Origin of the sequence: Mesorhizobium salmacidum (SeqCode), assembly GCF_037179605.1 — a bacterium.
Taxonomy (GTDB): domain Bacteria; phylum Pseudomonadota; class Alphaproteobacteria; order Rhizobiales; family Rhizobiaceae; genus Mesorhizobium; species Mesorhizobium salmacidum.
The window spans coordinates 1-271 of record NZ_JAPYKS010000118.1 but is presented as its reverse complement, the minus strand read 5'-3'; the positions used below and the strand labels follow the sequence as shown (position 1 = coordinate 271).

Annotated in this window: 1 pseudogene; it reads right to left on the bottom strand. The window is 57.9% G+C overall.

The features are described from left to right. Positions 1-271, bottom strand: a pseudogene (locus tag O7A60_RS31910) (sulfotransferase family protein); the annotation flags it as partial.

The window sequence follows — 271 nt, the reverse complement described above, 5'->3', positions numbered from 1 at the left end:
GGGTTGCGGATCGGCAGAAATGCGACCGTATCGACCTCCATCTCGGCCAAGATCGACGATATGAACGAGGCAAATCGGCAAATCCGCGGATCCTTGACAAAAAACAAGGGCTCGTCGCCGAATTCGTTGCCGAGGACTGCTCTGATCTTGTGTCGATGCCGCTCTGCGGCCCGCGATTGCATCCATTGCGGGTCGAGCGCTCGCCAGTCATGCCAAGAGGAGTTTGCCGATGCGAGTAAGTCGTCATTGGCCAGATTGAGGCGGGCGCTCT